At 54.0% G+C, this 22317-nt stretch carries 17 protein-coding genes, 6 tRNA genes and 1 pseudogene; 7 read left to right on the forward strand and 17 right to left on the reverse strand.

Going from position 1 to position 22317, the window contains the following annotated elements:
* Positions 1-24: 24 nt before the first annotated feature.
* The 14 genes from rpoB to OSO_RS0132845 form a co-directional block, all read right to left on the reverse strand.
* Positions 25-3741 carry a DNA-directed RNA polymerase subunit beta gene (gene rpoB, locus OSO_RS0132780; protein ID WP_010587116.1) on the reverse strand — a complete coding sequence of 1239 codons (3717 nt, stop codon included), beginning with the start codon at positions 3739-3741 and terminating at the stop codon, positions 25-27.
* Between the two features lie 358 nt (positions 3742-4099).
* Positions 4100-4501, reverse strand: coding sequence for a 50S ribosomal protein L7/L12 (gene rplL / locus OSO_RS0132785; RefSeq protein ID WP_010587117.1), 402 nt, complete (start codon positions 4499-4501; stop codon positions 4100-4102).
* A gap of 91 nt (positions 4502-4592) precedes the next feature.
* Positions 4593-5108 carry a 50S ribosomal protein L10 gene (gene rplJ / locus OSO_RS0132790; RefSeq protein WP_010587118.1) on the reverse strand — a complete coding sequence of 172 codons (516 nt, stop codon included), beginning with the start codon at positions 5106-5108 and terminating at the stop codon, positions 4593-4595.
* A gap of 37 nt (positions 5109-5145) precedes the next feature.
* Positions 5146-5850 (reverse strand): 50S ribosomal protein L1, encoded by a 705-nt coding sequence (gene rplA, locus OSO_RS0132795; protein WP_010587119.1) that lies wholly within the window; start codon positions 5848-5850, stop codon positions 5146-5148.
* A 118-nt stretch (positions 5851-5968) separates the two neighbouring features.
* Entirely contained in the window at positions 5969-6400 is a 432-nt protein-coding gene (gene rplK, locus OSO_RS0132800; protein WP_010587120.1) for a 50S ribosomal protein L11, read from the reverse strand.
* A 35-nt stretch (positions 6401-6435) separates the two neighbouring features.
* Positions 6436-7005 carry a transcription termination/antitermination protein NusG gene (gene nusG, locus OSO_RS0132805; RefSeq protein WP_040592737.1) on the reverse strand — a complete coding sequence of 190 codons (570 nt, stop codon included), beginning with the start codon at positions 7003-7005 and terminating at the stop codon, positions 6436-6438.
* Positions 7006-7070: 65 nt separating this feature from the next.
* Positions 7071-7550, reverse strand: a complete 480-nt coding sequence (gene secE, locus OSO_RS0132810; RefSeq protein WP_010587122.1) for a preprotein translocase subunit SecE — start codon at positions 7548-7550, stop codon at positions 7071-7073.
* 33 nt (positions 7551-7583) lie between these two features.
* Positions 7584-7656: transfer RNA gene (locus OSO_RS0132815), tRNA-Trp, on the reverse strand.
* Between the two features lie 15 nt (positions 7657-7671).
* Entirely contained in the window at positions 7672-7827 is a 156-nt protein-coding gene (rpmG, locus tag OSO_RS0132820; protein ID WP_010587123.1) for a 50S ribosomal protein L33, read from the reverse strand.
* Between the two features lie 154 nt (positions 7828-7981).
* On the reverse strand, positions 7982-9178 hold the full coding sequence (gene tuf / locus OSO_RS0132825; RefSeq protein WP_010587124.1) for an elongation factor Tu: 1197 nt from the start codon (positions 9176-9178) through the stop codon (positions 7982-7984).
* A 123-nt stretch (positions 9179-9301) separates the two neighbouring features.
* Positions 9302-9374, reverse strand: a tRNA-Thr gene (locus OSO_RS0132830).
* 68 nt (positions 9375-9442) lie between these two features.
* A tRNA-Gly gene (locus OSO_RS0132835) sits at positions 9443-9513 on the reverse strand.
* Between the two features lie 36 nt (positions 9514-9549).
* Positions 9550-9631 (reverse strand) — tRNA-Tyr (locus OSO_RS0132840).
* Positions 9632-9832: 201 nt separating this feature from the next.
* Positions 9833-9904: transfer RNA gene (locus OSO_RS0132845), tRNA-Thr, on the reverse strand.
* 160 nt (positions 9905-10064) lie between these two features.
* Between OSO_RS0132845 and OSO_RS0132850 the strand changes: the two genes are divergently transcribed.
* Together OSO_RS0132850 and OSO_RS0132855 are read left to right on the forward strand one after the other, a co-directional pair.
* Positions 10065-10148 (forward strand) — tRNA-Leu (locus tag OSO_RS0132850).
* Positions 10149-10464: 316 nt separating this feature from the next.
* Entirely contained in the window at positions 10465-11352 is an 888-nt protein-coding gene (locus OSO_RS0132855) for a tyrosine-type recombinase/integrase (protein ID WP_010587125.1), read from the forward strand.
* Between the two features lie 62 nt (positions 11353-11414).
* Here OSO_RS0132855 and OSO_RS0132860 read toward each other — a convergent pair whose 3' ends face one another.
* The gene (locus tag OSO_RS0132860; RefSeq protein WP_010587126.1) at positions 11415-11816 is read right to left on the reverse strand and encodes a hypothetical protein; all 402 of its coding nucleotides are present in this window, start codon (positions 11814-11816) and stop codon (positions 11415-11417) included.
* Positions 11817-12456: 640 nt separating this feature from the next.
* Here OSO_RS0132860 and OSO_RS48905 point away from each other — a divergent pair.
* Positions 12457-13131 (forward strand): class I SAM-dependent methyltransferase, encoded by a 675-nt coding sequence (locus OSO_RS48905; RefSeq protein WP_010587128.1) that lies wholly within the window; start codon positions 12457-12459, stop codon positions 13129-13131.
* A gap of 531 nt (positions 13132-13662) precedes the next feature.
* Complete coding sequence (locus OSO_RS46050) at positions 13663-14847, forward strand: sensor histidine kinase (RefSeq protein ID WP_010587129.1); 1185 nt, start codon at positions 13663-13665, stop codon at positions 14845-14847.
* A 674-nt stretch (positions 14848-15521) separates the two neighbouring features.
* Here OSO_RS46050 and OSO_RS52755 read toward each other — a convergent pair.
* Positions 15522-15750 (reverse strand): annotated as a pseudogene (locus OSO_RS52755) (group II intron reverse transcriptase/maturase); the annotation flags it as partial.
* 86 nt (positions 15751-15836) lie between these two features.
* Complete coding sequence (locus OSO_RS0132885) at positions 15837-16082, reverse strand: hypothetical protein (RefSeq protein WP_010587130.1); 246 nt, start codon at positions 16080-16082, stop codon at positions 15837-15839.
* 439 nt (positions 16083-16521) lie between these two features.
* Here OSO_RS0132885 and OSO_RS46055 point away from each other — a divergent pair, with 439 nt between their 5' ends.
* The 3 genes from OSO_RS46055 (at position 16522) to OSO_RS0132915 (ending at position 22225) form a co-directional block, all read left to right on the forward strand.
* On the forward strand, positions 16522-19299 hold the full coding sequence (locus tag OSO_RS46055) for a hybrid sensor histidine kinase/response regulator (protein WP_010587131.1): 2778 nt from the start codon (positions 16522-16524) through the stop codon (positions 19297-19299).
* 355 nt (positions 19300-19654) lie between these two features.
* A complete protein-coding gene (locus tag OSO_RS0132900; protein ID WP_010587132.1) occupies positions 19655-20365 on the forward strand; it encodes a transposase in 711 nt (236 codons plus the stop codon).
* A gap of 861 nt (positions 20366-21226) precedes the next feature.
* Entirely contained in the window at positions 21227-22225 is a 999-nt protein-coding gene (locus tag OSO_RS0132915; protein WP_040592741.1) for a leucine-rich repeat domain-containing protein, read from the forward strand.
* Positions 22226-22317 lie beyond the last annotated feature (92 nt).

Raw genomic sequence — 22317 nt, forward strand, 5'->3', positions numbered from 1 at the left:
ACGATCCATGACTTCAGAAACAGCTCAGGTCGGGCTCTTTTCGAGCTGCATGTTTAAGCACAGCCCGCGAATTTCGTTATTCAGCACTTCGAAGCTGGCGGGGGTACCCGCCTCCAGAGTGTTTTCACCCTTGACCATCGATTCGTAGATTTTCGTACGTCCCTCCACATCGTCACTCTTCACCGTCAACAATTCTTGCAGAATGTAGGCTGCACCGTACGCTTCAAGCGCCCACACTTCCATCTCACCGAATCGCTGACCGCCGAACCGCGCCTTACCACCCAGTGGCTGCTGCGTGATCAGCGAGTACGGTCCAGTGGCTCGTGCGTGTACCTTGTCTTCGACCAAGTGGTGCAGTTTGAGCATGTAGATATAACCCACGGTCGTCTTCTGCTCGAACGGCTCGCCCGTGCGTCCGTCGTGCAGCTGCGCCTTGCCGTCTTCAGGCAAACCCGCCTCGACCAGCAATGCGCGGACCGTATCTTCTGAAGGGCTGTCGAACACCGGACTGCGAACCTTGAAGCCCAGCTTCGCGGCGGCCCACCCCAAGTGTGTCTCCAGAATCTGACCCACGTTCATACGGCTCGGCACGCCCAGCGGATTCAGAATGATGTCGACGGGCGTTCCGTCAGCCAGGAACGGCATGTCTTCCTCGGGCAGGATCTTCGAGATCACCCCCTTGTTACCGTGCCGACCAGCCATCTTGTCACCGACCGAAATCTGTCGTTTCGACGCGACATAGACTTTCACCATCTGCAACACGCCGCTTGGCAATTCATCGCCACGCTTCATCGTGTTCAGCTTGCGGTCACGGGAATCAATCGCATCTTCAACAGGCGTCCATTGTTCTTTGATGACCTTCTTACATTCCGAACGCTTCTGCGGGCTCTTGATATCGAGCGTCTCGAACTTGCCTAGGAAATTCTCGGCATAAGTCGCAACGAACTTATCATCCGCGATCGTCCGGATGTCGCGGCCGTCGTCGTCCGTCAGCTTCTTCTCGAGAGCCTTCTCGAATTCCTTGAGGAACTCGCGGAACGCTGCCGCCACTGCTTCATTTCCGCTGTCTTCAACCTTTTTCAGGTCCGCTTCAAACTTCTTGCGGTCACCTTCTGACAGGCTCATCCGGCGTGAGAACTTCTCGGTATGAATTACGATCCCTTCGGTACCGCTCGGTACTTCCAGCGATTCGTTCTTCACGTCTTCCCCTGCCCGACCGAAGATCGCATGCAGCAGCTTTTCTTCCGGCGTCAATTCGGTCTTCGCTTTCGGCGAAACCTTACCAACCAGAATGTCGCCAGGCTCGACATACGTCCCGATCTTGACGATCCCTTCTTCATCGAGATGGCGCAATGCCTTCTCGCTGACGTTCGGAATGTCTCGCGTAAACTCTTCACGGCCCAGTTTGGTTTCGCGAACTTCGACGTCGAACTCGTCGATGTGGATGGACGTGTAAACGTCTTCCTTCACCAGACGCTCCGACAGAATGATCGCATCTTCAAAGTTGAAGCCGTCGAACGACATGAATGCCACAAGCACGTTACGACCAAGAGCCAACTCGCCCTTCGACGTTGCCGCACTGTCACACAGAATTTCGCCCTTCTTGACTCGCTGACCAACCTTGACGATCGGCCGCTGGTTCAGACAGGTTCGCTCATTCAGACCAGTGTACTTACGCAGCGGGAACGACTTTCCTTCGAGCTCAATTCGATCCGCATCGACATACGTGATCTTTCCGGACTTCTCGGCTCGCAGCACCATCCCCGAACTCTCGGCCACGGCGCTCTCAAGGCCTGTCCCGACCAGTGGCGATTCAGCCACCAGCAGCGGAACGCCTTGCCGTTGCATGTTCGAACCCATCAGTGCGCGGTTCGCATCGTCGTGCTCAAGGAACGGAATCAAACCGGCAGACACACCAACCATCTGGCATGGCGACACGTCGATGTAGTGCACATCGGTCGCAGCAATCCACACCACGTCATTATGGAATCGCGCCATCACGCGATCGTCGGCAATCTTGCCATCGCGGACCGTCGTATCAGCAGGAGCGATAAAGACTCGTGATTCTTCATCAGCTCGCAGCCACTTGACTTCTTCGCTCACTTTACGCTCAACGACCGAGCGATACGGTGTAATCAAGAACCCGTAATCATCGACCTTTGCGAAGATACTAAGGCTCGAGATCAAACCGATATTCGTACCTTCAGGCGTTTCAATTGGACAGATACGCCCGTAGTGCGAGATATGAACGTCGCGGACTTCGAAGCCGGCACGCTTTCGATTCAAGCCGCCAGGTCCAAGAGCACTCAGTCGACGCTCGTGCGTCAACGTTGCCAAAGGATTCGTCTGATCGACGACCTGCGACAATTCGCCGCGGCCGAAGAAGTACTCAATCGCGGCCGACACGCTCTTCGGATTCACCAGCGTTCGCGGTGACATTTCTTCGACGTCCTTCATCTGCATCCGCTCTTGTACCGTGCGTCGCAGCTTCAGGAAGCCTTTTCGAATTTCTTCCGCGGCCAATTCGTCGATCGTCCGCAGGCGACGATTTCCGAGGTTATCGATATCGTCCACATGTGCGACCGAATCACCAATTCGCAGCTTGATAACGTAGCGGATCGAGTTGACGATATCTTCCGCCTTCAACGTCATTTCCGTATCAGGAACGTCCTGATCGAACTTGCGATTGATGCGGAACCGTCCAACGCGGCCCAATCGATATCGATTCGCGTCAAAGAACTTCTCATTGAACAGCTCAATCGCCTTCTCAAGCTGTGGAGGATTTCCGGGACGCAATCGCTGATAGATTCGCAGCAACGCGTCTTCGTGCGTGACCGTCGGATCTTCAAGAATGCTGGACAGCGCCAGAGCATCATCCATCTCTTCGATGATATCCACCGACTTCAGACCCGACGTCCGAATCTCTTCGACCGCCGACTTCGTGATCACGTGGCCCAATTCGACAATGATCTCGCCGACCTTCTCGTGCTTGGCGGGGTACACGATTTCGTCAGCCGCATACTTGCCGAGCAGTGATGCGTAGACATCGTCCTTGCCAAACTTCACCGTCGCGGTCTTATAGAACAGCTTCACCAGGGCGGCGCTGCTACCGTACTCGGGATTCATTGCCCGCAGGAACGTCATCGCCGAAAATTTTCCGCTCTGGTCAATTCGTACACCCAGCGTATCGCGTTTGCTGATGACGATTTCGATCCAGCTTCCGCGTTCCGGAATCACGCGGCAAGAAAATTGTTTTCGTTCGCCAGGCTCTGCGCCCTGCACGAAGTCCACACCGGGAGAACGGTGCAACTGGCTCACCACGACGCGCTCGGCGCCGTTAATGATGAACTCGCCGCCGCCAATCATAATTGGCATATCGCCGAGGTAAACTTCCTCTTCAATCGGCTGCTCTTTCACGAGCCGCAGCCAGATCCGGAAGGGGCGACCGAACGTCAATCGCAGCTGGCGACACTCCAACTGGGTATAGCGTGGTTTGCCCAATTCGTATTTAATGTACTCGAGTCGGTACTTCCCGTCGTAACTTTCAATCGGGAAGACTTCACGCAGAATTGCCTCGAGTCCTTCGTCCTTTCGCTCGCGCGCGTCAGCTTCCAATTGGAGAAAACGGACATATGAATCGGTCTGAATCTTTGTCAGATCCGAGATTTCAAATGTGCCCTGAATTGAACCGTAATTGCGAATTTCATTGGTCTGAACAACTCGAGTGGCAGGAATCGGCATCGATCAAAATCCCTTCAGGGTAACCCGAACCGAGCGCGTCCGCCGCGAACACCAAGACAACCCCGCCGCCGGGACGCCTTGAATGACCGTGGCACAAGGAACTGGTCAAGATCACTGCGGCATCAATTGCCGCAAAAACCACGAATGCACGCGATGCCCCGAAGCTCCGGGTCACTCATCGCGACACTCTTCTTACAACTACGCACCTGACGGCCCGAAGCCGCACAAGTGCTTCAAGTACAAGAGCGATCAGCCCGGAAAGAGCCAAGCGTCTCTCCGGGCCAATCAAGTCACCAAATTCAAGAAGTACGAGTCAGCACAGTATGGTTTGGGCAGCAAAGAGACGAACGAAACTGAGTTACTTGATCTCGCAAGTACCGCCGGCTTGTTCGATTTCGGCCTTCAACTTCTTAGCTTCGTCTTCGGAAACACCGGTCTTCAGTGGCTTAGGCACACCTTCGACCAGGTCCTTAGCTTCTTTCAAGCCCAGACCGGTTGCTCCACGAACAACCTTGATCACATTGATCTTGGCGTCGCCGAATCCGGTCAGAACCACGTCGAACTCGGTCTTGGCTTCAGCAGCAGGAGCAGCCCCGCCACCAGCACCAGGAGCAGCGGCCATAACGACCCCGCCACCGGCGGGCTCAATCCCGTGGACTTCCTTCAAATAATCGGACAGCGCCTTCGCTTGCAACAGTGTCAGGCCCACGATCTTGTCGCCCAACTCTTTCGTTGCGGCGTCAAACGTCGCTTCGGTCATACCAGTTCAACCTTTCTAAACTCACACAAACAGAATCGTCCCAAGTCGAATTCCAGACCGCCCAAACCATCCGAGCGACATTCTTGTTCGACTATTCCGCACGCTCACTCAGCGTTTTCACTTGTCCAGCCAGTTTACCCCCGGCACCCAAGACAGCTCCCGACACGCGGGCTCCTGGTGACAGAATCAGGCCAACCAACTGCGACAGCATTTCCTTACGACCAGGGCTCTTGCTGAGCGTTTCCACGTCTGGAGCGGTCAACGGGGTCTCGCCGAGCCCGCCACCTTTAATCTCCAGCACTTTGATCTTCGTGGCCCATTCCGTCAACTCACGCGACAACGCGACGATGTCTTCACCGCCGAATGCCAACGTCGACGGACCGACCAATGCCTGGCCGACACCCGACAGACCAATCTGACCCAAGGCCCGACGCGCCACAGCGTTCTTGACCCCAAGCAGACGAATATTCTTCTTTCGCAGAGCCAGACGCAATCGGTTCGCGCTGACCGCGTCAACCTTCGATACGTCGAGGACCACCACTTCACGACAATCACCGACAACCTTTTGGATGCCGTCGATCATCAAATCTTTGACTAGCTTGCTCATGAGATTCTAACCAACCGGAAGGAATTTCGAATGTCGACTAGACAGCCACAGTGATGCTGGGCGTCATCGTTGCGCCGATACAGATATTGCGAATGTACTGACCCTTCGACGTCGCTGGCTTCAGCGATCGAATGTACTTCAGCAACGCTTCGACGTTCTCAACCAGCTTCTGGTGATCAAACGACAAGCGCCCGACGACGCAGTGAACATTTCCGCCAGCATCGACGCGGAACTCAACCTTACCTGCCTTGTACTCTTTCACCGCGGACGCAACGTCCTGGGTCACGGTGCCGGCTCGAGGCGATGGCATCAAACCGCGAGGGCCCAACACCTTACCGAGTGGACCGACGACACCCATCATGTCCGGCGTGGCAATCGCCACGTCGAAATCCATGAAGCCGCCACGAATCTTGTCGGCCAATTCCTTGCCGCCCACGAAATCAGCCCCGGCGGCCGTCGCGATCGCAGCGTTCTCGCCCTGTGTAAACACCAGGACTCGCTGGGCTTTACCAATTCCATGAGGCAACACGATCGAACCACGCACGATCTGGTCAGCCTGCTTGGGATCAACACCCAAACGAACCGAGATTGCGACGGTCTGATCGAATCGGCACTTCCGAATCTTCTCAGGCAATCCGCCTTCGATCTTCTTCAAGATCTCAACCGCGGTCGGCAAATCAGCCGATGGCGTGGCTTCGAGAACCTTGGTGATATGCTGGATTCGCTTTGACTGACGTGCCATTTCAAAACTCGCGACCACAAAAATAAAGAACTTTGTCAACCGGCTGACGTTACCGTGTCGATCCGCGGAACACAACGAGCTCAAGAAAACTCGCGTCTCTCACGCGGTTCGCCGCGACTCAAATCACTTCGATTCCCATACTGCGGGCGGTGCCGGCGATCATCTTAGCAGCCTGCTCAACGCTGGACGAATTCAAATCTTCGAACTTCACCTTGGCAATTTCCAGCAACTGAGCCTGGGTGACCGTTCCGACCTTCTCCGTTCGCGCATTGTGAGCACCCGTCGCGATCTTCGCCGCTTGCTTCAGCAGCACCGACGCCGGAGGGCTCTTCAAGACGAACGTAAACGACCGATCTTCGAAGATCGTGATCACAACGGGAACAATCATCCCGTTCAAATCACGCGTCTTCTCATTGAACTGCAGTACGAACTGCCCGAGATTAATCCCGTGAGGGCCCAGTGCCGTACCGACTGGAGGAGCAGGCGTCGCCTTGCCACCCGCAATCTGAACCTTGACCTGGGCCTTAATCTTCGCTTCTTTTTTCGCCACCTGTCATCTCCGCTCAATCAGCATCTACACCGTGACTAAACTCGCTCGACCTGCCACGCTTCCACGTCCACGGGCGTGCTTCGACCGAAGATCTCGATCATGACCGTCAACTTGCCACTACTGGCGTCCACACTGCCCACCGACCCGTCAAACGAGGCGAATGGCCCTTCGATAATCTTCACCGAATCACCCGCCTTGAGATCATGCTTGACCTTGGCTGGCTCTTCGACCACCGACTGACCGGCACCCAACATCCGATGGATCTCGTGCACGGGCATAGGCGACGGCTTTCCGGATGATCCAGTAAAGTCCCCGACGCCACTTGTGCTTCGCACCAAATACCACGTGTCATCATTCAGAACCATCTGGATCATCAGATACCCAGGATACAGCTTCTGTTCGATGACGCGCTTCTTCCCATTCCGATTCTCAACGATCTTTTCAGTGGGAATCACGATCTCACCGAAAAAGTCCTGCAATCCCTCTTGTCGCATTCTCCGAAGCAGCGAGTCGCGAATTGTCTTCTCGCGATTACTCTGAATCTTCAGAACGTACCACTCCATATGGCCGCTTGAGGAACCCTCAGGTGTGGATTCCGGTGTCATAATTAGAGCCCTTCGGAGAGTAACCAACGCACCAAACCATCTGACCAACCGACAACCGTGCGTGATTAAGAGGACAACCTCAAGACACCTGTCAACTCCAAGAACTTCTGCCATGCAACGTCATAACCAAACAGCAAAGCACTGAAGATGAACATTGTACCCAGAACCACCACCGTCGCCCGCTGTAACTCTGCCCAAGTCGGCCAAGTCACTTTCGTCATCTCGGATTCGACGTCGATCAAGAAATCGGCAAACACCGGATAATTGACCGCCCGAAACGCAACCCAAAGACCAATCAAATTCATCAAGCCAACCAGCCAATACCCGATCGGCCATTGCTGAATCGATGTCGGCAGGAACGTAAACCACGCCCCGGTCAACCCCAAGTCATAAAGCACGGAATGATACAAAGCTTGACTGGCTAACAGGAAAGCCAGCAAGATCGCTCCAGCGGTTGTCCGCCTGAGCACCCTGCCTTGCTTCCACTGATACAGCTCGGTGCTCAGCATGCATTTCAACAGCGTTTCACGTTGAGCCTTCGCCATAAATCCTTCCAACTCTCCGATTCAAATCCAAAACACGGGCGGAGGGACTTGAACCCCCAACACCTGGATTTGGAATCCAGTGCTCTGCCAATTGAGCTACGCCCGTCCGAGTCGAACAGGATCACTTCTTGCGAGACTCTTTGTGGACGGTATGTCGACGAAGCTTCTTATTATACTTCTTCAACTCGAGTCGCTCGGTTCCCTTGGTCTCTTTCGAGATTCGGTAGTTCCGCAGCCCCGTTTCCGTACACTCCAACCAAACGAATTCACGCGCCATTTCGGTGCCTCTACTCTTCTGACCTTATCGCCAAAGGCGCCGCACGGTCGATGCGGCACCTCGCGATAATCGACAATCCGATCCAACAACCGCAGACCAACGCCGCAGCCAGATCCCGCAACAGACACCTCAACACATGAGGCCATTCCGCAAACTACTCAAGAATCTTGGTGACCACGCCCGAACCGACCGTCTTGCCCCCTTCGCGAATCGCGAAGCGAACGTTTTCGGTCATGGCGATCGGCTTACCAAGAGTCACTTCGAGCTTGACGTTATCGCCAGGCATACACATCTCAGCGCCATCCAACAGGTTCGCAGCACCCGTCACGTCGGTCGTACGGAAGTAGAACTGAGGACGATATCCGCTGAAGAATGGGGTATGGCGACCGCCTTCTTCCTTGCTCAACACGTAAACCTGAGCTTCGAACTTCGAGTGTGGCTTGATCGAACCCGGCTTCGCGAGCACCTGACCACGCTGAACGTCTTCCTTGCGGATACCGCGGAGCAGCACCCCAACGTTATCGCCAGCTTGACCTTGATCCAGCGTCTTCTGGAACATTTCCACGCCGGTACAGACCGTTTCCTGAGGATCGGCCAATCCGAGCAGCGTTACCTTGTCACCAACCTTGAGCACACCCTGCTCGATACGGCCAGTCACCACGGTACCGCGGCCTTCGATCGAGAAGACGTCTTCGATGGCCATCAACATGGGCTTGTCGGTGTCGCGAGTTGGTTCGGGAATATCCGAATCCAACGCTTCCATCAACTTCGTGATGCAATCGCTGTACTTAGGATCGGCTGGATTATCCAACGCACCCTTGGCGTTTCCGCGAACGATCTTAATGTCGTCGCCTGGGAATTCGTACTTGTTCAACAAGTCACGAACTTCCATCTCAACCAATTCAAGCAACTCTTCGTCATCGACGAGATCGCACTTATTGAGAAACACAACCAGAGCGGGAACGTTCACCTGCTTGGCCAACAGGATGTGCTCGCGAGTCTGTGGCATCGGACCGTCAGCGGCCGACACAACCAGGATCGCGCCGTCCATCTGGGCGGCACCGGTGATCATGTTCTTGATATAGTCAGCGTGACCAGGGCAATCGATGTGAGCGTAGTGACGATTAGGAGTTTCGTATTCAACGTGACTCACGGCGATCGTCACGGTCTTCGTATCGTCACGAACCGTACCGCCCTTGGCGATATCCGCATAGGTCTTGAACTTTGCCAGCCCCTTAGCGGTTTGCACAGCCAGGATTGCAGCCGTGGTGGTTGTCTTGCCGTGATCGATATGGCCAATCGTGCCTACGTTCACGTGTGGCTTTGTGCGTTGAAATGTTTCCTTCGCCATTTTGCTCGAAATCCTCTTTTTATCCGTCCGCCGCACCCGATCAGATCCGACCGGACAACGAGACACAACCCACAAGAAACCCGCCCCGTCGCCAATGACAGAGGCTTATAAACCCTGAAGCAGAGCTGCTGAAGGGATTCGAACCCTTGACCTCGTCCTTACCAAGGACGCACTCTACCGACTGAGCTACAGCAGCAACGCTAGCCAGCCCAAATAAACCGCATCACACAGAATCGTCTGTTTCACTCGACATGTCAACCGAAGAGCGGGTGATGGGAATCGAACCCACACCACCAGCTTGGAAGGCTGGAGCTCTACCATTGAGCTACACCCGCAACGAACCATCCATGTGACGCAGACAAAGCAGATAATGGCGGGAGCAGGATTCGAACCTGCGAAGGCAGAGCCACCAGATTTACAGTCTGGCCCCTTTGGCCACTCGGGTATCCCGCCGAAACGCTTTGCAACCGAAGTACATTCCCCAACTACCAAAGACTCAACACCCGCCGAGCCTGAATATCCACAAGCCAACCCGACAACTGGCCCGGCCCCGCACCAACCCCACGAGGACGAAACCTCGACGCCAGACAACCTAACAGGAACTGGCGCCCGAATTAGACACCAGCAGAGTACAGCATTCCAGCGAGCGACAAAAGCTAGCGGTGGGATTTGAACCCACAACCACCGGTTTACAAAACCGGTACTCTGCCGTTGAGCTACGCTAGCGGCGCAGCAGAGGGCTCGACCGCGAGGGGGAAATGATAACGATTGTTTCCCGATTGGCAAGCGCGGCGTCGCAAAAATGGTTCCGGTACAAAGTCGTTTTTGTCCTCGCCGGATGCTTGCTTGCGCCGACATAAACACGTATCTTTCTCCCCTGACCGCAGCCCAGGTGGCGGAACTGGCAGACGCGCTAGGTTCAGGACCTAGTGCCAGCAATGGCGTGCAGGTTCGATTCCTGTCCTGGGCAATGAGTTACCCGGTAAAGACTTAGGCAAACTGGCGACCTTCGTCAGTGCAGTGAATCGCTTGATTCAATCCAGTCAATTTGACAGGATTCTCAAGAAGGGCTGCACTGATGGCGAAGAAGAAGATCCCAGAATATTAGCCTGCACAAGTCATCCGGTCGGGCAGTAGTTACGATTGAGGGCCGAGATCTCTATCTCGGCCCTCATGGTTCTCCAGCGAGCCGAGATCTCTATCTCCAGACGCTCTCGAAACACTTCGCAGGGACTGAGGTAAGTCAGCCTGTCAGAACTCGAAGCGTTGAGGCTGTTCCGGTCGGAATGACCATCAATGAGCTCGTTCTGCTCTATGTCGAGCACGCCAGGTCGTACTACGCGAAGGACGGCAAGCCGAACGACGAATTCCACTGCATTGCGTCTGCTGTCCGCCCCCTTCTCGACTTGGCTGGAGAAACCGCGATCTCGGATTTCGGGCCACTGTCGCTCAAGGCGGTTCGGGAAAGCATGATTCAGAGCAATGCCGATCAAGAGCGTAAGCCTTGGACTCGCGATTACATCAACAAAGCAGTCAGCCGGATTCGTCGGGTGTTCAAATGGGGCGTGTCTCAGGAATTGTTCGGCCCTGCGGTATTGCAGCGCCTGCAATCGCTGGAGCCGTTGCTCAAAGGCCGCACGGACGCGAAAGATAACCCAGCCCGCTCCGCTGTTCCGCTGGAAACCATAGAAGCGGTTCGCAATGAAGTTAAAGAGCGAATCAGAGATATGATGGACATCGCGGTACTGACCGGCGCGAGGCCAGGCGAACTTGTGTACCTGACCGTCGAGATGATCGACAGTTCCGCAGACGTCTTGAGGGTCGTGCTTCCCGAGCACAAGATGCGATACAAAGGGCGTCGACGCGTGCTGTACTTCGGCCCGAAAGCTCAATTGATCGTCAAGAAGCACATCAAGGGTAAATCCAAGAAAGATCGGCTGTTTCCCATTCGGAGAGGCACGTTCTCAAATTCAATCAAACGTGCGTGCGACAAGCTGAAAATCCCTCGATTCACTGGCCATTGGCTCCGTCATAATGCAGGAACGCAATTTAGAAAACTCGGCGGATTGGATGCAGCCCAAGTGATGCTTGGCCACAGTCACGCAGACGTCACGCAGATCTATGCGGATGCCGACGACGAGCAAGCTATTGAGATTGCACGCGAGCACGGATAAAGCAAACAGCCGACGAGACGCCCTGCTCTCGTCGGCTGTTTTTGTATCGTACGATGCAAATTTCAGCGGTCACCGGGCGATACACGCTGATAGTCGATCTTAACGTCCTGCTCAATGTGCTCAAAAACTGGAAGGCCAAACCCCGAATCGGGGTTAGCGTCCGAATTCGTGGTTGCGCTGGCAGGACTGATCTCGGAATCAAATTCAAGCCCGAACTTACCTGTGTGCTGTTCGATGCTCTCGAAGACTAAGCAATCCTCAGGTTTGGCCATGCCAATGATTGTTTCGGCGCCAGCAAAGTTGGAGAATGTGACTTCTGGGGCTTCCAAGCTGATGAATGTTTTCACCGTCGGATCGTCGTTAACCACCTCATCATAATCCAGGCCAATTTTAATCTCGTACATCAGCCCGGCCGCAAATCCAATCGCCAACAACAAAAAACCGCAAATCAGCTTCGCAACCATCGCTCGCCCCTCCGTGAATCGAACGCTATCAAACCGGCAGGAATATGCGAGAAGCTGGATTTCTGGTCAATATGGAACGCAAAAGCCCCGCGAGCCAGATGGCTGACGGGGCTTTAATCGTGGAATCAAAAAAGGTGTCAGGAACCTTTTTTTTGACTGACGCTCGACTTCGATCCGATTGTGCTTCGCACACGGGATGACCGAGTCAAGTAACGCCTCGATGGATTTACTACGACTTGAGCGGGGACACGTGCTTTAAAAAGTTGTTGACATCTTTTCGATTCACGATTCAATTTGACATCGCGCGGCTCTCGATGCACAAGGATACACGGCGGCAATAATCGCCTATGGACTTGATTTCCCTGGCATCCAAAGCAATGCTTCGAACCAAGCTCGCGGCGGAATCGGAGCCGCCCTCCCAGCCTGTTCGGCGGCTTCCAGGGAAACACATCGGAAATCAGAATTGGTCATCCGTGAGTGGTGAAAACGGCTCCATCCTGGACGCCGCAGCATGTCGCTCCAGCGAGGGAAACAACGCAGGCGTCAACATGGACAAGGCCCTCCTTTCTGGAAGACCAACCATGGAAAGGGTTCAGTAGTTCAGAGGCGCTGACGGAAGCTCAATGAGATCGCAAGCTTTATGGACACACACTATTTGCTCCATGACGATGTCTACCGTAAGTTGATCAAAGACAAAAATGCAGTCGGGTGGGATAAAACACCAGCAGCCTATGAGAAGATGGAGCGACGACTCAAATTAATATTTGATTTATGCGACATGCCAACACGTGGCCGCGTACTGGAGCTGGGCTGTGGAGCAGGGAATATTTCTCTCTGCCTGGAGAAGCAAGGGTATGAGGTCACAGGGATAGACATTTCTCCCACGGCAATAGCGTGGGCAACAAATAAATGTCTTGACGCCGGCGGAACGACACGATTCTTTGTCGACAATGTCCTCGACATGCATTTTGCGGAAGATGAGTACTTCGATATCGTGCTTGATGGACATTGTTTGCATTGCATCATAGGGGACGATCGACGGGATTTTTTCTCCGAATCTTGGCGCGTATTGAAACCGGGTGGACGGCTGCTCATTGATACGATGTGTGGCCCCGTTATCGGTAATCAGCTGAGTAGCTATGATCCAAAAACACAATGTCTGATTAGTGACGGCATAGCGACAAGATATTTCGGATTGCCGGAAGAGATCGAAAAGGAAGTCGTCGACTCCGGATTGAATATCACAATGGCGATCAGAGAGCCCGATCTGCCACATAGCACAATTATATTTGTGGCTGACAAGTCCTTCGCCTGACGACATGTCACTATCTTAATAATTATCGTGTCACCCAAAAAGGTGTCAGGAACCTTTTTGGGTGACACGATATGGACGATGGTCGCAACGGCACGCGGAAAGCCTTTTTCATGCGACAAACAAAAACGCGTAAGCGCCGCCAGGGCGATTCCTCCGCGCAGACTCAACGTGTCTAAATGCACAGCAACAGAGACGCGTAAGTCAGATCTCTGGCTCGCGGCATGAAAACAAAAAATACAAACGGCTGGCATCCATCGCTGCAGAGCTGCGCGAGGCCGCCGACCCCTTGTCTGCGTCGGTAGAACTCAAAAAGTCGAATGAAGTGCCGCACGCACTGACTCATGACTCAACGCAAAGGCCAATCGGACGCCTCTCCGGCCGATCCGCAGAGATCACCCTCGAAATGGAGAAGCGGAAATCGTAAATTGAGAGAGACTTACGAACGCCACATGGATCGACCCCCTTGCCGTAAGCACTCCCCGCTGCCAGACTAGGGGTGGACCGAAAAATACAACATCCGTGGAGTTACAAATGCGTCTCGCGGATTTCATTCTGTCAAACGTGGAGCCTATCCTGGTCGGATGGGAGAACTTCGCGCAGACCATCGGCGCTGGCGAACACTTGGACAAACTCGCGTTGCGCGACCATGCCGAGCAAATCCTGCTCGCCACGGCGCGCGACATGAAGTCGCCTCAAACAGTGATTGAGCGGGCGAAGAAGTCAAAGGGCCTGGAGCATTCGAATGAAGCGGCCGCGCTCGATGGCGCGTCGGATGCCCATGCGGTTGATCGCTTGGGCCTCGGTTTTGACATGCTGGAAGTGATGAGCGAGTATCGCGCGTTGCGCGCCAGCGTGCTTCAACTGTGGCATGACAGCGCCCCTGATGCCGATGAGCGAGACGTCGACGATTTGACCCGCTTCAACGAATCGATTGACCAATCCCTCTCAAAAGCCGTTGCAAGCTACACAAAGCGGGTTGATCAAGCCCGTGATATGTTCCTCGCAATTCTCAGTCACGACTTGCGCAACCCCTTGGGTGCTATTGCGATGTCCGCAAACGTACTGCCAATGATGAGCCACGATCAGGCGGGAATCGTGGAGTGCGGCCTGCGGATTGCCAGAAGCGCTTCGGTGATGGAACGTATGATTAGTGATTTGCTCGATTACACCCGAACGCGGCTTGGCGCAGGGATGCCCGTCAACCCAGCGCCAATGGACCTATCTGACCTTGGCCGTGAGCTGATCGGAGAGTACCGTAATGCGAATCCTGATCGCAGCATTGAGTTTCGCACCGATGGCAACCTGAAAGGACGTTGGGATTCTGATCGCATCCGTCAGGCGATGTCCAACTTGATGGGCAACGCCATTCAGCACGGCTCGCCCGAGTTCCCTGTGACGCTTTCTCTGCGCGGCGAAGCGTCGAATGTGATCATTAAGGTTCACAACGGCGGCGAACCGATTCCACCCGGCGAACTCCCGAAAATTTTTGATCCTCTCATTCGCGGAAGTAGCGCTGACCACGCGAAGAAAAACCGCCCGGGCAGTATCGGGATGGGCCTGTATATTGCTCGCGAAGTTGCGAAGTCCCATAACGGACGAATCGATGTGACGTCGACGGTCGCGGACGGAACTTCGTTTACGATCCGTCTTCCTCGTGAAGCTTCGCCAAGAATCGGCCAGCCAATATTGGACGCCAAGCATATCGACGAGATGTGACCCGCGACGCCACGAATCGCCCGCGAGCCAGATCATGCGAGAGTTCTTCAGAAACTGGAAGCGCAAGCTTGGCGTTGTCACGCTCCTGACGGCTTGCGTGGTTGCTGGGCTTTGGATGAATAGGATCACGAATATCGGCGCATCGGCACCCGTTGGTCGGGGCACTCACTACCGTGCGACACTGATACCCGATGGGATTTGCGTCACCGTAATCAGGGTTCACCCACGACCAGCCGAAACATTGGTGACAGTGATCCCGTATATCCCCATTTTCATCCCGCTCACTCTTCTCTCAGCCTGGCTTTTACTCTCGAAACCTGGCACGGGGAAACCGTGTTCATCCGCGGATTAGCCACGACTTGAGTGCGAACGCGTGCTCGAAAAGGTTATCGCGGTAGAGACAGTCATTGCTGACCGCCCCCCGCACAGATCCGTACGTGCAGCACGACTGTATACGGCTCTTACCTTGAATAAAGACGAGCGAACCTCACGTGGGGATCGGGATGCAGGACTTTCGGCGTTGGTAGCCACCGACGGCTGAGCATTCCGAATTTGGCCCAGGTCATCCGGCGGGCGCGCTGCGACCTGCGCCGTAGCACGCGTAACCAGATTTGCTGGATCGCAGTACGGAACGGAAACAACCGGGTCGAGTTCAATGGAATTGCGTGGTAGTTGTCCGCATCCCGTATCCAGTTCACTTTCTTGGCCTGGATGCCTCGCTGAGCGAGTCCAAGGCTCGGCGACCGCTTCGTCCGGGACGATCGCTGTAACTGAAACCCAGAAAGTCCTCTTCGTAGATGCATTCCAGGACCGTCCGAATGGCCCGTTGGACAATCTTGTCCTTAGTGCTGCGATCCCGAGGGGTCGCAACTTGCCGTCGAGCGTGGGAATCCAAGTTCGTTTGTGTCCGCTCATGCCTTGAGGTTTCTCTCATTTTGGAGTTCGTAGTCGACATGGCATTCGGACAAATTGCTCCGACATGAATCTGCTTACCAGATTCCCCTCTTCCTCTGCATCAGCGACCGAAGAATGAAGTCGTCAGGGACTTTTGGGCAGTGATGCTTTCGTCGAATCCGATCGCAAAAGTGCTTGGCTTGATCGGGATGAAGCAATAACTCTTCGATCATGCAGAGCCCCACAAACTGTTTTTCAAAGTCTTCAGCAATCAGATCGATGAATTGAGATCGATCTAAGTCGACACCAAAATCAGTTGGGCTTAGCCCGCGCGATAACATTTGAATGCTCCTGGACCATTTGCAGGTGTGGGAGAATGTCACGTACAGAATCGTCGCCCGGTCTCACACGCAAACTCCATTCCAATGAATGCCATTACCCCGAAAAGCATTAGCAGGGCAGTCCACGAGACAGGTTTCACTAAACTTAGCTGGCAATTTTTTTGACATTTGACCAGTACTTGATCGCTCGACCGCAGCCAAGCAAATGCCGGTGTCGCATGTTGGCGGCATGAATATGTTGACGCATGAAATTGGATTCGTGCGGAACTTCGAAAGCCTTCGACGTCAGCACTCGCGATGCAGATCACTCGGAGCTGTAGGGGTTTTCCTGATCCAGGACCTCATAAACTCTCGTCGATGCTTCAAGATAATCGATCGGCGATTTGTTTTCTCAGATCTGGCGCCTGAGGATTTGCGCAAATAAAAGAAGTAACGTGACATGATTTGTAAGCAATTTCTCCAAAGTGCGATCGACGCTCTCTCGGCGCGGGTGATCATCCTGAACGAGTTAGGACAGATTGTTTTCGCAAATGCGGCATGGAATCGTTATGCGCAGGAAAATCCACAAATCACAGTCGGCCTCAGCTTGGGGCAGAATTTTTGGGAAGCGACTGCTTGCAGCGGCGGGCACTACGCTGAACAGGCCCCCGTGATGAGTGCCGGAATTCGCGCCGTGGCTGCTGGCGATGAGTTCGAATTTCGCTCCGAATACTCGTATCACGGCCTGAAGGAGGAGCGATGGTTCGCCCGAGTGACTGGCTTTAATGCAGAAGGAACCCGTTGTGTTGTGATCGCTCATGAGGACATCACAGAGCGTAAGCTGGCGGAAGAACAGTTGACAGTCAGTGACTTGGCCCTGAAAGCGGTGTCGCAAGGCGTGATTATCACAGGACCCAATCACTTGATTCTGTCTGCCAATCCCGCATTTTCTTTCATTACGGGATATCAAAAAGAAGAGGTCTTAGGTCGAAACTGCAGCTTTCTCCAAGGTCCGCTCACCGATCAAAGTACGATTCAAGCGATCCGAGATGCGTTAAACAACGGAACCGACTTCACAGGCGAGATCTTCAACTATCGTAAGGATGGAACCGCCTTTTGGAATGAGTTGACCGTCTCGCCCGTTTACGATGAGCGAGAGTATTTGACACACTTCATCGGTGTCACGCGGGACATCTCTGATCGCAAACGATCAGAACAGATGGTGGCCAAAGCCAAAGAAGCCGCTGAATCGGCAAGCCGCTCGAAAAGCGAATTTCTCGCGAATATGAGTCATGAGATTCGGACACCGATGAATGGCGTCATCGGGATGACAGAACTGGTGCTCGATACGGATCTCACGACGGAACAGCGAGAATATGTGCAAGCGGTCAAAACATCGGCGGATGCATTGCTCACGGTGATCAATGACATTCTCGATTTCTCCAAGATCGAAGCGGGAAAACTCGATCTGGATCCGATCCAGCTCGACCTACGTGAGATGATCAGCAACACACTGAGGCCGCTCGCGATGCGAGCTCACGAAAAAGGCCTGGAACTGACGTGCGATATTGCCGACGAGGTTCCCGACCTACACATGGCTGACCCCGTGAGATTGCGACAGATTCTGATCAATCTGATTGGAAACGCGGTGAAATTTACGGCGCAGGGAGAAGTCGGACTCACGGTCACTGTCGAATCCCATTTAAACGACGCCGCCGTATTACACTTCGATGTCTCGGACACAGGTATTGGAATTCCTCCCGAAAAACTCGCGAAAGTCTTCGAGCCCTTTTCACAGGCGGATGGTTCGACGACTCGTCGCTTCGGAGGTACCGGACTGGGCCTCACGATTTCGGCTCAGCTCGTTGAAATGATGGGTGGTCGCGTTTGGATTGAAAGCCATGTTGGACGCGGAAGTCACTTTCATTTCACCGCGTCTTTGGGGCGAGCCCCCGCCGTTCCCTCTAAGAATCTTCCGTGCAAGTCTGGCAATTTGAACGGCCTTTCGGCCCTGGTCGTCGATGACAATGCCACAAATCGGCGCATCTTGCAGGAAATGCTGAAGAAGTGGGGAATGCAACCGACGCTCGTGGATTCGGGCTCTCAAGCCCTCTCTGCCATCAGCCATGCAGCCGACACGAATTCGATGTTCCAATTGATTCTGGTCGACAGCGAGATGCCCGGAATGAATGGATTCGCGCTGTCCGAGCAGATCAAGCAGGCCCGAGCTTGCTCGAAAGCGATTGTGATGATGCTGACATCGGATAATCAACGCGGTGATGCGGCCCGATGCCGAGACTTAGGAATCAAAAGCCATCTCGTCAAACCGATCATGGCGGCAGATCTATTGCGTTCAATCCTCATTGCGATGGAACTCGCAGAGCCACCTTCGGTCGATGTCTTCCCTATCTCCACAACGCAGGAAAGTGACCCCGAAACCACTCGCATCAGACCCCTCCAGATCCTTTTAGCCGATGACAACCTGATCAATCAGAAGGTCGCGGTACGCATGCTCGAACGACAAGGACATACCGTCGTTGTTGCCAACGATGGCACAGAAGTACTGCAAATTCTGGCGATGCAATCGTTCGACGTTATTCTGATGGATGTGCAAATGCCTGTCATGGGTGGTTTCGAAGCCACGGCACGCATCCGGGCGATTGAGGAAGAAACCGGCGCGCATCTCCCCATCATTGCGATGACGGCTCACGCCATGAAGGGGGATCGTGAACGTTGCCTAGGCGCTGGAATGAACGACTATTTATCAAAGCCAATCAAAGCCAGTGAGCTTGCGGCCGTCCTCCAGAGTGTTGCAGTGCCAGCCTCGATTCCGGAAACGGCAACTCGAACGATGACGCCCGCGACGGAAACGTTCGACTGTCTCGAATTGATGAAGAGTGTCGACGAGGATCTCGAGGCGCTGACGGAGTTCGTCGACCTGTTCGCTGAAATGACACCGCGTTCGCTCACCGCTGTCCGCGATGCCATTCAACGAAATGATTCGCATGCGCTGTATCGAGCAAGCCACTACCTCAAAGGGACGTTACTCAGCTTCTACGCTCCCGCGGCCGTACGATCGGCCCTCGCTCTCGAACTGATGGGCAAAGACAATCGGATGTCGGAGGCGGAAGCGATGCTCGAGAGTCTGGAACGTGACGTGAACTGCCTGAAGGCGGAACTGATGTCGTTCATTCAGAACCCTGCGCCCAAAGCAACACGCATCGACCGACCGGTGTAGCTCGAAGTGTCATCATCCCGGTTCACGAAATAGAATTTCTCTCGACAATTTGCGGAACACCAGCTCCGACAGGTGCTGCGGCACGGAAGCAAGAAAACAGCGGACTGAGCATCAAAAAGGTGTCAGGAACGAATGGCACTGCCGCGATTGTTGTTGTCATCGTCCGCGCAGAACGATAGGACCCGCGGGGGGGGAGTCACTGGGGACACGGCATTTTTTGTGGACGCTCTGCTGAATCCTGCCAACGAGACCGTCGAGGGCTTTCTTTGAGAACCAAGAAGGCCGGAATTTCGGGGAAAACAAAGGGGTCAGGACTCATTGATTTCTGTCTTGGCAGGAAACTATCTTCTCTTCCATGCCACGACCACCCCGCGCCGATGAAGCTGGCGGACTGTACCATGCCTTGAACCGAGGCAATGGACGGCAGGAGATTTTCCATAAATCCGAGGACTTTGCCGCATTTGAGCGAATTCTTGCGGAAGGGTTAGCTTCTTATGATGTCACGCTCTTTTGCTTCCAACTAATGCCCAATCATTGGCATCTTGTCCTGCGTCCGAACGCTGATGGTGAGCTAAGTCGGTTCATGCGCTGGATCACCGCGACGCACACGATGCGTTACCGGGCTCATTACCGCACCTCGGGCGAAGGGCATGTTTACCAGGGACGATTTAAAAGCTTTCCAATTCAGGATGATGCGCATTTTCTGACTGTTTGCCGTTACGTCGAGCGGAATGCTGTTCGAGCCGGGCTAGTCAAGCAGGCGGAGGACTGGAGATGGGGTTCACTTTGGCGGTGGATGCAACCGGCTGACCCCGATCCGGCATTGTTGTCGCCGTGGCCAATCCCTCGATCACCCAATTGGGTCCATCGGGTCAACGAGCCTTTGACGGAGCAGGAACTTTCTGCCATCCGCAAATCCGCTCAGAAAGGCAGCCCACACGGATCGCTCGAATGGATCGAACAGGCCGCCGCACGGCTGGGTTTGGCCTCGACGCTCAGAAATCGAGGTCGGCAAAGAATCCACTTTCCAGAAATCGACGACCAAAACAACAACATTGAGTCCTGACCCCTTTCTGCCCCCCCCGGCGAGCAAGAAACGAAATCCTGTTGGATCGCGCATCCAATACGTACGTGGTTGTGAATCGACTCTTCGGGCGAATCCAACCGGCGATCACTCAACTGAAATTGGCTTCACGATCGATTGCGCGACCTGCGATGTGCCACGCAGCTCAGCGAAAAGGCGGTTTTCCATGTTCCAAATTTCCAACCGGGCCTCTGCGAATACCCATTCTCCTTTTGGAGTATACGCCGCGAACGATGAAGCCCCCCTCCGAGCCCCGTCAGGTCGTTTTAGCTTCGGATGCATTATGATTGCTCCGCCAACCACCAAGTCTCGATCAGATGACCAGTCTCCAGCCATCAACTGGGGGGGCAATAGCAATCCCAGCACAGCAGCCACAGTCCAAACCGCCAAAGTCTTGTACATGACCACTCCCGAGTCGGCGGAATCTGACACACACATGGCGGATGTTTCGCCGATTTCCTCGAATCAGTCAATCCGTCTCCCCAACTACCGGGAAGCGTTCCCAGCCCTTTTGTCACCCGCGAAAACGAATTCGCACAACGCCAACGCTCGTATTGAATATGAGAGAATCAACAAGGTGCAAGGAGCATTTTTGATTGACGATCGACTTCGATCCGGCTGTACTTTGTGCATGGGATGACCAAATCGAGTAATGTCTAGGTAAAATTGCCACGGCCCGAGTGCGCACGCGTGCCCGTCATGGTTCCTGACACTATTTTGACTCTCGGCATTCCAGGACGACGCATGCACCTCGCGCGTCCCATCGGTGTGCGCGGACAACGACAATACGATGCACGGCAGTGCCATTCGTTCCTGACACCTTTTCGATTCCCTAGAGTTATAATGGCAGTCTTTTTTTGTGGTGGCCTTGCAATGATGTATTCGAATTTAAGAACGGCTGCGACTCGAGCGATGTTCGCCATATCTATTGTACTTATTTGCGTAGCTTCGTATTTATTTCAGTTCGGATATCTTCACGCTCTTGCTTCAGGCGTGGGGATTATTGACTTTGAGAAGGCAAGACAGTTGCTCTTGTTGGGAGCAACTCTCCGCCTAGACACCGATGGCTACATTGTTGAGATTGATTTTACGTCGGACGTCGATTCTGATAGCGTTTCTGATGTAGGGGATGAATGTCTGCAGCACATCCTAGGCCTGGAGAAGCTCAGATGTCTTACAATCGGCGCAATGAGCGTCACAGAAAGTGGAGTTCAGAGCCTAGCAACGCTGAAAGAGTTGGTGCATCTGTCCGTAACTGTTCCGAACGATAAGGCTCTTTCGTATATTGGAGAGTTGGCGGAGCTGAGATCGCTACGTGTAGCGGGTGATGTAACCGGGGCAGGGTTTCGTACATTCTCAAAAAGCTCACGATTGAATTCACTCGTTGTCTTTGATGCGAAGAGTGTGTCCAAGGATATTTATGCATTAAATTCGCTGACCTCGCTCCGGAGGTTAGCGTTCGTTCATACTCCGATCACAGATGGGTTGATTATCGGGCTTCGGGAGACGTTCGGGCGGCTATTTGAATTTTCGGCGTTCGATTCCAAGATTGCGGACGACGGAGCAAGCGTGTTTTGTGATCTCCCGACGTTAGAGGTACTTCGGCTTGCCCGATCAGGCGTAACCGATGTTGGCGTGGGCAGAATGCAAGGTTTGCCGTCGCTAAGTGAATTGGTTCTGGCTCATACCAAGACTAGCGATGGATGTGTGCGGAGTTTAGAAATGTTCACCCAACTAAAGAAGATTTCGGTCTGGGGGACGGCAATGACGAGTGATGGACGGCATCGATTGAAGCAGTCGCTGCGAGATGTTGAGATCTCAGAGTCATTCAGGCCATACTAGCGGGAAAAACAAAGGGGTCAGGACTCATTGGAAAAAAGGGAAAAACAGTAAAAGTTTAGTTGACCGATTGTGTGCCCGTGACGTTTACACGG

Source organism: Schlesneria paludicola DSM 18645, assembly GCF_000255655.1.
Taxonomy (GTDB): domain Bacteria; phylum Planctomycetota; class Planctomycetia; order Planctomycetales; family Planctomycetaceae; genus Schlesneria; species Schlesneria paludicola.

Bases quoted from the DNA above. Each gene is read 5' to 3' on its own strand.
- rpoB (WP_010587116.1), bottom strand. From the start codon at position 3,741: ATGCCGATTCCTGCCACTCGAGTTGTTCAGACCAATGAAATTCGCAAT.
- rplL (WP_010587117.1), bottom strand. From the start codon at position 4,501: ATGACCGAAGCGACGTTTGACGCCGCAACGAAAGAGTTGGGCGACAAG.
- rplJ (WP_010587118.1), bottom strand. From the start codon at position 5,108: ATGAGCAAGCTAGTCAAAGATTTGATGATCGACGGCATCCAAAAGGTT.
- rplA (WP_010587119.1), bottom strand. From the start codon at position 5,850: ATGGCACGTCAGTCAAAGCGAATCCAGCATATCACCAAGGTTCTCGAA.
- nusG (WP_040592737.1), bottom strand. From the start codon at position 7,005: ATGACACCGGAATCCACACCTGAGGGTTCCTCAAGCGGCCATATGGAG.
- secE (WP_010587122.1), bottom strand. From the start codon at position 7,550: ATGGCGAAGGCTCAACGTGAAACGCTGTTGAAATGCATGCTGAGCACC.
- rpmG (WP_010587123.1), bottom strand. From the start codon at position 7,827: ATGGCGCGTGAATTCGTTTGGTTGGAGTGTACGGAAACGGGGCTGCGG.
- tuf (WP_010587124.1), bottom strand. From the start codon at position 9,178: ATGGCGAAGGAAACATTTCAACGCACAAAGCCACACGTGAACGTAGGC.
- OSO_RS0132855 (WP_010587125.1), top strand. From the start codon at position 10,465: ATGACCATCAATGAGCTCGTTCTGCTCTATGTCGAGCACGCCAGGTCG.
- OSO_RS0132860 (WP_010587126.1), bottom strand. From the start codon at position 11,816: ATGGTTGCGAAGCTGATTTGCGGTTTTTTGTTGTTGGCGATTGGATTT.
- OSO_RS48905 (WP_010587128.1), top strand. From the start codon at position 12,457: ATGGACACACACTATTTGCTCCATGACGATGTCTACCGTAAGTTGATC.
- OSO_RS46050 (WP_010587129.1), top strand. From the start codon at position 13,663: ATGCGTCTCGCGGATTTCATTCTGTCAAACGTGGAGCCTATCCTGGTC.
- OSO_RS0132885 (WP_010587130.1), bottom strand. From the start codon at position 16,082: ATGTTATCGCGCGGGCTAAGCCCAACTGATTTTGGTGTCGACTTAGAT.
- OSO_RS46055 (WP_010587131.1), top strand. From the start codon at position 16,522: ATGATTTGTAAGCAATTTCTCCAAAGTGCGATCGACGCTCTCTCGGCG.
- OSO_RS0132900 (WP_010587132.1), top strand. From the start codon at position 19,655: ATGCCACGACCACCCCGCGCCGATGAAGCTGGCGGACTGTACCATGCC.
- OSO_RS0132915 (WP_040592741.1), top strand. From the start codon at position 21,227: ATGGCAGTCTTTTTTTGTGGTGGCCTTGCAATGATGTATTCGAATTTA.